General features: G+C 44.1%; 9 protein-coding genes. 2 read left to right on the plus strand and 7 right to left on the minus strand.

The annotated features are described in order from the left end of the window. Window positions 1-784 precede the first annotated feature (784 nt). A complete protein-coding gene (locus BCF53_RS18745; protein WP_132704249.1) occupies window positions 785-1,294 on the plus strand; it encodes a hypothetical protein in 510 nt (169 codons plus the stop codon). A 114-nt stretch (window positions 1,295-1,408) separates the two neighbouring features. Further along, window positions 1,409-2,761 carry a sodium:proton antiporter NhaD gene (gene nhaD, locus BCF53_RS18750; RefSeq protein ID WP_132704251.1) on the plus strand — a complete coding sequence of 451 codons (1,353 nt, stop codon included), beginning with the start codon at window positions 1,409-1,411 and terminating at the stop codon, window positions 2,759-2,761. 164 nt (window positions 2,762-2,925) lie between these two features. Here nhaD and BCF53_RS18755 read toward each other — a convergent pair whose 3' ends face one another. From BCF53_RS18755 to BCF53_RS18785, 7 genes are all read right to left on the minus strand, one after another. Continuing rightward, window positions 2,926-4,275: an Lcl C-terminal domain-containing protein gene (locus BCF53_RS18755; RefSeq protein WP_132704253.1), complete on the minus strand. Its 1,350-nt coding sequence runs from the start codon at window positions 4,273-4,275 to the stop codon at window positions 2,926-2,928. A gap of 268 nt (window positions 4,276-4,543) precedes the next feature. Further along, window positions 4,544-5,194 (minus strand): M15 family metallopeptidase, encoded by a 651-nt coding sequence (locus tag BCF53_RS18760; protein WP_132704255.1) that lies wholly within the window; start codon window positions 5,192-5,194, stop codon window positions 4,544-4,546. Between the two features lie 75 nt (window positions 5,195-5,269). Then, complete coding sequence (locus BCF53_RS18765) at window positions 5,270-5,965, minus strand: SDR family NAD(P)-dependent oxidoreductase (RefSeq protein ID WP_165902000.1); 696 nt, start codon at window positions 5,963-5,965, stop codon at window positions 5,270-5,272. Between the two features lie 71 nt (window positions 5,966-6,036). After that, window positions 6,037-6,663: a LysE family translocator gene (locus BCF53_RS18770; protein ID WP_165902001.1), complete on the minus strand. Its 627-nt coding sequence runs from the start codon at window positions 6,661-6,663 to the stop codon at window positions 6,037-6,039. A 98-nt stretch (window positions 6,664-6,761) separates the two neighbouring features. Then, window positions 6,762-7,172 (minus strand): hypothetical protein, encoded by a 411-nt coding sequence (locus BCF53_RS18775; protein WP_132704261.1) that lies wholly within the window; start codon window positions 7,170-7,172, stop codon window positions 6,762-6,764. A gap of 80 nt (window positions 7,173-7,252) precedes the next feature. After that, entirely contained in the window at window positions 7,253-7,657 is a 405-nt protein-coding gene (locus BCF53_RS18780) for a VOC family protein (protein WP_165902002.1), read from the minus strand. Between the two features lie 80 nt (window positions 7,658-7,737). After that, a complete protein-coding gene (locus BCF53_RS18785; protein ID WP_132704265.1) occupies window positions 7,738-8,424 on the minus strand; it encodes a hypothetical protein in 687 nt (228 codons plus the stop codon). Window positions 8,425-8,730: the final 306 nt, after the last annotated feature.

Genomic DNA, 8,730 nt, shown 5'->3' on the forward strand with positions numbered 1-8,730 from the left:
TAGCAAAACCATTTAAGTGGACGAAAAGTGCAGAAAAGATAATTGCATCCGTTGAACGGGCTAAAAAAGTATTACCTAATTAACCGCATGGCCCACTAGAAACGGTTGTTTTTAATCACGGTCGCTTGTTATTGAAAGGGCTGGTTTACTTTTTAACAGGTTCAGGCTGAATCTGAAGGGTACGCTACTAGATTAGTCATACTTAGTTTTATACTTGTCGGGCTGAAGCCTGACCTACAAACCCCAATTAAACCAGCATATGTAGCCTGCCTGTAGGTCGGCCTTTAGGCCGACTGGTTACCAAGCTTCATACTTGTCGGGCTGAAGCCCGACCTACAAACCCCAATTAAACCAGCATATGTAGCCTGCCTGTAGGTCGGCCTTTAGGCCGACGAGTTACTGAGTTTCATACTTGTCGGGCTGAAGCCCGACCTACAAACCCCCAATTAAACCAGCATATGTAGCCTACCTGTAGGCCGGCCTTTAGGCCGACGAGTTACTGAGTTTCATACTTGTCGGGCTGAAGCCCGACCTACAAACCCCAATTAAACCAGCATATGTAGCCTACCTGTAGGCCGGCCTTTAGGCCGACGAGTTACGGAGTTTTATACTTGTCGGGCTGAAGCCCGACCTACAAACCCCAATTAAACCAGCATATGTAGCCTACCTGCAGGTCGGCCTTTAGGCCGACTGGTTACCAAGTTTCATACTTGTCGGGCTGAAGCCCGACCTACAAACCCGGATTAAACCAGCATATGTAGCCTACCTGGAAGCCAGAAAATACGTGGTTGTTCAGGCAGCAACCTATTCCGTATTAATGATTTTTATCACCAATTCATCAATGATCTACATTGAACAATTCGGGTTAAGTGAAGCACTATTCTCAGCGCTTTTTGTTGTGAATACCGGTATTGGCATTATCGCCAACCGAGTAAGTTCAACCCTGCTAAACCGCCATGCGCCACACAAGATACTGAGTGTGTTTGTCGGTATCCAAATCCTTTATTGGTGCAATTCAATCCATTGCCAGTGCGCTCATCGCTGCCCTTTCAACACTGCTGCTCTCAAACGGCTTATGGGCTCTTGGCGTATTAATGTTAGCGCTAAGTGTCTTTTCACTTTTCATTCTTGTTCAGCAGAAGCGACTGCCAGAAGCACACCAAAAGCCGGCATAATTCTATCGTTAGGTTCGAAAGTTAAAGAAAAATTTCGATGCATTGAAAAAAACCAACCGTTACTTCTTGCCCATGTGCGCCCGCCAATTATAAAGACGGCAGGCTCATCAAAAATTTGAAATGAGTGAGTAAAACCGGTTGGTGAATTTAAACTTCAATGAAAAACTAAAACTGGATCATACCCTCGTACGATCTAAGAAACCCTCTAAACCAATTCAGACAAAGGAGATCGCATGTCAAGTACTGAAGGAACAATTCACGCCGTTGACTTAGCAGTGAAGCCATTCGGGTGGCTATTGCTATTGATATTTGTTGTCGGGTATTACTTTATTGCCGCAGAAGAAAAATATCACATCAACAAAGCGAAGCCCGCCTTATTTACGGGTACATTTATGTTTATGTTACTCGGTATTTATTACGCATTAGGGGGGCATAATTTCTCAGCGTTTGATAGCGAAATAGAGCATTTGATTGTCGAAATTGCAGAGATCTTCTTTTTCCTATTTGTTGCAATGACCTATATTGAAGCGCTCATTGAACGAAATGTTTTTGATGCGCTAAAAGAGAAACTATTAAAGTCAGGCTTTAACTATAAAAAACTGTTTTGGTCCACTGGGCTACTGGCCTTCTTTATCTCGCCGGTAGCCGATAACCTCACCACTGCGCTTATTCTCTCGACAGTGCTGATTACTATCGAGAAAGACAATAAGGCCTTTTTGATTCCGGCGGCCATTAATATCGTTGTCGCTGCAAATGCGGGGGGCGCCTGGTCGCCATTTGGCGATACCACAACACTGCTGGCCTGGTCTTCAGGCAAAGGGGCATTTGTAGACTTCCTGTTTCTCTTTCCAGCCTCCATTATTGGTTGGGCAATTACCGGTTTGATTCTATCTCGCTATATTCCGGAAGGTCACCCACAGCAAGTTGAGGGTGCCGAGCCTGTTCAGATTCACAAAGGTGGAATGGTCATTGCTGGTCTGGGTGTTTTAACTATCGCGTCAGCGGTCATTGGTAAGCAAGCAATGCACTTACCACCGATGTGGGGAATGTTGTTCGGACTTTCGTTATTGCAGCTCTACGCATACACGCTTAAGAAGTACCACAATAACGACATTCAAATTTATAAGTCCGTTTCCAAGGTTGAAAACGATACCCTGTTATTTTTCTTCGGTATTTTAGCGGCTGTCGGTGCTCTCCACTTTGCCGGATTTCTTGACTATGCGGCCAAACTCTACACCCAATTTAATCCAACCTACGTCAATATCGGTGTGGGCTTTCTATCCGCCATTGTAGATAACGTACCGGTCATGTCTGCTGTGATAAAGTCATCACCTGACCTACCGCTTGCGCAATGGATGCTGGTGACGTTAACCGCCGGAATTGGTGGAAGCCTGATCTCATTTGGCTCTGCTGCCGGCGTTGGGGTTATGGGTAAGCTGAAAGGGGTTTACACATTCTCAACGCACATGAAGTATGCCTGGACGATTATTATTGGTTATGCCGTCTCTATTGGTGTTTGGTATATACAATTCGAAGCCTTGGGTTTTTATATTAATTCGGCAACTCAGGTGGCTTCGGCGCATTAACTTAAACCCTGTAGTTAAAGAGCGCCGACGTTCAATGAGGATAAAGGTGGCAAAGCTAGAAACAGTTGCACTCTTTCTAGCTTTGCCAACGCAGATATCCGCCGTGCTACGAAGTGAACAGATACTCAATTTTGCACCTGTTCTAATAGCGAATAGCTTCAGGCTTATTCAACACCACCACGAACGCAGCGGGCGTAGTTATAGCCGCGCTCTTCATCACAGGCGTAATCGGAGCAGCCGCTGGCGTCATTTACCAGAGATGGATCCTTCGGATCACTTCGCTGCGCGCCGGCACCGTGATAGTCGTAGTAGTCGGCTGCTGCAAATGCGGCTGCCAGCTCTGCAGCGTCCTCAATTTCGCTGTAATCAAAGGCGTTGCCTGCATCAATGTTCGCGGTTGAATAGGCCCGACCAAACGCAATATAGCTGCCGTTTTCCGGGAAATCACCAATGGTCGTGCTCGTCCAGTACCAACCGTAGTCACCACCCTCGTCAGAATAGATTCCAGGCGTGCCGTAGTCTTCGTTAAAGGTGGCCGAGAAATAGTCGGTATTAATGGCCGGCGTTTCCGTCGCATCATAATCGACAATGCTCTGCAGCTCTTTATTGTCCGGCAGACGCCAGTCATCATAGCCTTCTAGTTCCAGAGCTTCGCAATGCGCCATGGCTCCGCCCCAGCTGTAGGTATCACCGCCATCATCCTGCTGCCACATCAGGCCCGAGGCATTATCAGTCACAATGGTGCCGGTTTCGTTCAATTCAAAATCGTTAACGGCATAGTCCGTATCATCGCTGCGCACGCAACGAATAAAGAGCCCCGGCTGATCTTCCTCGGTGCCGTAGGCTTTGATATGACCATCGGCAAAGTTGAACCCGAATGCCGCCGGGTACCCCGCATCCTCTTCATCTTCATCCGGGTGGCCGCCCAGTAAATTGATGTCGTACTCAGAGCTGGACCAGGTTTGAGTAGCAAATGGCCCGGGGAAACTTACGTAGTTGAATTCAAAGTAGTCTGTATCCAGATAGGGCTGAGCGTTGCTGGTATCATAGCTGCCGTCATCATTGACCGTTATATCCAGTGCGCCGTTAAAATTGGCCAGAGAGTACAACTCTTTCAGGTTCGGCAAACGCCAGTCGTCGTAGCCGCCGGAAGACAGATCTTCACAATAGCTAACAGCGGCATCAAAATTATACTGATCGTCAGATTGTTTGTACGTCCAAACCAGGCCGGTAATATTGTCCGTGACGGTGGTATCGTAATCGTCAACCTCGTCCGACTTCGTGTAAGAGGACTCCGTGGTCGTATATTCTGCATCCTGACCTATAAGATCTGCATCGGAACCGCATTCGATAACATCACCCACAGTATCGTAACAATCAGACTGCATGGTATCGATAACCGGGTAAGCCAACTCAGTCGTCGAGCTTGAATCACTGTCTTCACCAAGACAGCCCGTCAATGCTATGGCAAGCATACAAGTGGTTAATGTTGCTGCGGTAGGTAGAGCCTTCATTTAATTCTCCTTATTTTTAGTAGAAGGTCGTCGCAAAGGGACAGCAGCCACCCAGGTAGCTCCCAATCACTTCGACTCACAGCAAGATTAAGGTGAAATGGCAGGTCTAAACGACCAGACGGCGGGAGTTGGACGTTTTCATTTCATGTAAAATGCAACTTCCACAAACATTCCATATTTTACAGACACAAAAAAGCAGCCGGGTTAAGGGCTGCATTGGAGGCGTAGGTTGAGCGGATTTTGGTTTCTGAATCAACACACGTGATTGTTAGTTTCTACCGATGGCACCGTATATTGCATTCGAAGCGCCTGTAACTGCTGCCCAGTACTTGTCCCCATATGACCAGTGCCACCATTCAAAGGGATAATTTACAAAGCCAGCCATTCTCATGCAATTAAAAAGAACTTGCCTGTTTTTCTGAGCTTCGCGAGATATGTCAGTAGAAAATGAAAAGCATCTTCCATTTGATGCTTGCTCGTCTTCATCGTAATTGCACCCTAGATCAAGTTCATTACCATCTGAAGTGATAAGTGCTACATCGACAGCCCCTCCAGTTGGGTGCCCCGCAACTTCCGGAGGAGCAATAAACTGAGAAGTTAGTCTATGGATATCTAATTCAGATTTACCTGAGTGTTCTGATAACTTTGAAAGGCGGCTAGCCCTGCGATTAAAAATTAGCTCTTGAAATTCCTTTGGGCGGTAGGTTTCTTTAATTGAGAGGCAAGTACCGAAAGGTAGCCTATTTGCAGCTTGAATAAGCCTGCTAACAACTCCCTTGCGAGCTACAAACTCATTCTCATATCCTAATTCAACGTCATGATCGAGAACTAATTTCTCATGTTTATCTGGAATTGAAATAAGATCTTGCCCTGTTTCGATAACTTCTATAGATAGAACTCGATCATCAAGTAAATTCATACCAATCCTTTGGGAAACTAACACTTACAGCACCGGCGCGGTCACTTAGCGTCAACTGCCCACACTTGTTCATTTCTACCAAGGCAGTGAGCCAGTTTCCATGCACAGGTAGTCCCGATTATTAATCTTTCCACTAACGACTAATTCACTTATTAATTTAGCTGATCTTTCTGGTGTCATATGAGCATCCCTCGATGCCATATTAGTAAGCAACCTACCCGGATGAATCGCCGCCACCTTGATCCCAAACTCTTCAAGGTCGTCGGCCAAACAAAGGGTAAGCATGTTCTGAGCTGCCTTACTTATCCGATAAGAGTACGAGCAGCCGGAACCTTTAGCTGCTCCCGAAGCCTGCATAGCCATGGAACCCCGTCGGGAGCTTATATTCAGAACTAAAGCGCTTTTCGACTTGCGCAAAGCTTTTTGTGCACCCTTAACCGTTGAAAATACACCTAAGCAATTAGTTTCAAAAACGGACGATATCTGCTCAATAGTCGCTGTATCTAGGTTAGGTCCTTTACTACCTAAACCTGCATTATTAATGAGTACGTCTATCGATTTATCATCCAGCCAGTTTTTAACTTTTTCTTCATGCTCAAGGGATCGAACATCTGACTCGATAATATGGGCATTCGGAAACTCATTCAAAAGTGAGGCTTTAGATTCAGAGCTTCTCACAACAAGGTATAAGTCCCAATCATAACCATGGAAAGACTTAGCAAGTTCCCTTCCAAGCCCTTTGGCTGCTCCGGTAATTAAAACACTTGGCAATTTAATTCACCTTTGAAATGAACGGTTGTGGTAAAAGCGAGGAACAAGCCCTACGCCCATTTTTGATCTATTTAGTTCGTAGTTGAAAGCAATTTCATCCCCAAACCACCATAGACAATTGAAAACACCTTTAGTATTTTACTTCTCGATTTTCGATAATACCTTACAAATGGTCTGCTTGAAAAAATAGACGCATACGCCACATGGATAATTACTGAAAGAGAGAAAGTGCCAGTGATAGCAGCAATTGAAACCCAGGCTGGAGCGTTGTTAAATGTAGATAACGATACTATTGCAACCCAAGCTAATGCAGCTTTAGGGTTCGTCATCATCAGCGTGTAACCACCGGCAAAATATTGCTTGGATAATAAGTCATGTGTTTTAGATGAATTACTTGGTATTTCAGTCTTAGATGACTTATAGGCTTTGATGGCAAGATGAATTAAATAGACCCCTCCAAAAACCTTTATCAGAAATAGCAGTTCAGCGTATTTTGCAATAATCTGAGTTAGGCCTAAAACACTTAGAGTCGCCCAAGTCAAAGAACCGAATGCGATACCAAGGCCAAACAACAAACCCGCAGCCTTTCCTTTTTCTAGTGAAATATTCATAACACCAAAAACATTAGGGCCTGGTGAAAGTACTGCAAAAATAAATGCTGTATAGGTTAATAACAACGCATTAATGTATTCAACCATATCCATTTCCCTTTAAATAGAGCGCTCAGCACAGCGAAGTGGCGGAGCTAATACGTAACTGGCAGCAATTTGAGGGATAGGTTTGCCGCTGCTGTTAGTTAACTTTTAAAGTACCGTAATGCCGCATTTCGAACTGGATGGTCCTTCCTCATCCGGCTTAAGTAAAAGCTTGGTATCTTCGTCCAGATTTTAGCACCTGAGAATTCGATTAACTGGCGCTCTGCGTATGCGCCGATACCCGTATCACTTTCATAGGACATTACATCTATCTTGCGACCCATGAACTCAAATCTAAATTGCTTAGGGTTAGTGCCCGATACTTGAGTGGGGTTTAGGGACTCAAATGCATTCCTAACTATTTCAATAGTCCCCCACTCAACAGTCACATCGAAATCTTCCATTTCAAATTCGAAACCACAGACAAATAAACTAGATGAAGCATCAGCATGATATCTAACATCTAATTCCTCTAGCTTTTTGCATATTTCAGGTATTACTTTATGCCACATACAATCTCCCGAGATTGGTGCTGACACCACGGCTGAGTAAAGCAAGTCCAGCAAGATTTCTAGCGAATGTATCAGGCCCGTTATGTTTTTTCATTCAAACCATTTTTCAGGCCAAACTCTAATATGTGCCCGTCGGGATCGAAAAACCTAAAAACCTTCTGACCCCAATCCTGAACTTCAATTTCATGAATTACTTTAGCTTTACTGCTTACCTTTCCAAATGTAGATTCTAGTTCGCTAAGAGATTCACACTCAAAGTAGATCAGTATGTTATTGGCCCCAATCGGATTTAGTCTACTTTTACTCTCCGTTTTGAAAACACTATCCAAAATAGGTTTATCACTATGGAGAACTAAATGATTTTCAAAGAAAATGATAGATTCCAATTCTTCTTTTACTTTTATACCTAATAGATCCGAATAAAACCTTTTCGATTCGGCCAAATCAGATACAAACACAATTGTATTTACGAATTTAACGGCCATTGGCCAGCCTCTAGAAACCATTACGGCTTGCACACCGGAGGCTTGTAGAGCCTCCCGAATCCTGCAACTTATTAAGTGTTCTATTCCGAAGTTATGACTTTCCCAGTCCCCTGCGTACAGTATCGAGTGGTACCATTAGGATTAGAAATTTTTAAGCTTCCAATATCCGCCAATAAGCTATTTAGATTAGGAATCTGCAAAGTCCTGTCGGTCATCTCATCCTTTTCGCAACTGCCAAGAAATAAGCGCAGTTCCTTTTGATATCCAAGACCAGAGTTCTTTACTGTCAAAGATCTTTTTAGCGGGTCATCTGAATATTGAATCGCTCCATAGTTAACAGTCTCGCCAGTTGCTTTTTCTAATAGGTATACATAACGCGTAATGTTGCTTGCTGGCATCACCACAAAGTAAGGACCAAATTCATCTAACATTGCCTGCAATGACAGCTCGAAACCATTTGAAGGCCCCATAATACTCCATGACTGCAACCAACAATCTTTCTGCTCTTGCAAAGGGTATATCAATAAACTAGCAACTTGACTTAAGTCTATAGACTCGTCTTCCGACGCGACATGAGGAATCTCATCGCCTAATTCTTTATTCCAATATCCAACACATGACTCAGTACGGTCTCCTCGGCCCCTATCTTCACAGTTCCGGTAGAAATGAGGGGTTCTAAAAAAAGAACTACCGCTTTTAAAGCTAATATAGTGTTGCTCTTCACTAAAGAATTTAATTAGCAAATTCGCCGGATATGCTTCTGTCAATTTCCTTACCCTATTGTTTATGTACAATTAACAGTTTGTTTTACGACACATACCGCCTTCTTCCATGTCGTAGCTTTACGATTTAAGCGACCTATAAAACACCGCTACAACCCAGTCATATTGAGCACTACGCTATTTTCTGTCAACAGCCATACGCCACGAAAAACGTCAAATGACGCCATGTGTCGAGATACGTGACGAATAAAAAACCCTTAGTATCAAGTTTGAAGTGCGACACCGATAGTTATTTTCCATAGTACATTTCCTCCGGTGTTTTGTAGTCGTATCTTTTCCTGGGGCGGCTAT

It is taken from the genome of Reinekea marinisedimentorum, assembly GCF_004341165.1.
In the GTDB taxonomy this organism is placed as follows: domain Bacteria; phylum Pseudomonadota; class Gammaproteobacteria; order Pseudomonadales; family Natronospirillaceae; genus Reinekea; species Reinekea marinisedimentorum.

What these genes read in the sequence shown, in the direction of transcription:
- BCF53_RS18770 (WP_165902001.1), bottom strand. Translation starts at nt 6,663, where the DNA reads ATGGTTGAATACATTAATGCGTTGTTATTAACCTATACAGCATTTATT.
- BCF53_RS18760 (WP_132704255.1), bottom strand. Translation starts at nt 5,194, where the DNA reads ATGAATTTACTTGATGATCGAGTTCTATCTATAGAAGTTATCGAAACA.
- BCF53_RS18775 (WP_132704261.1), bottom strand. Translation starts at nt 7,172, where the DNA reads ATGTGGCATAAAGTAATACCTGAAATATGCAAAAAGCTAGAGGAATTA.
- BCF53_RS18755 (WP_132704253.1), bottom strand. Translation starts at nt 4,275, where the DNA reads ATGAAGGCTCTACCTACCGCAGCAACATTAACCACTTGTATGCTTGCC.
- nhaD (WP_132704251.1), top strand. Translation starts at nt 1,409, where the DNA reads ATGTCAAGTACTGAAGGAACAATTCACGCCGTTGACTTAGCAGTGAAG.
- BCF53_RS18780 (WP_165902002.1), bottom strand. Translation starts at nt 7,657, where the DNA reads ATGGCCGTTAAATTCGTAAATACAATTGTGTTTGTATCTGATTTGGCC.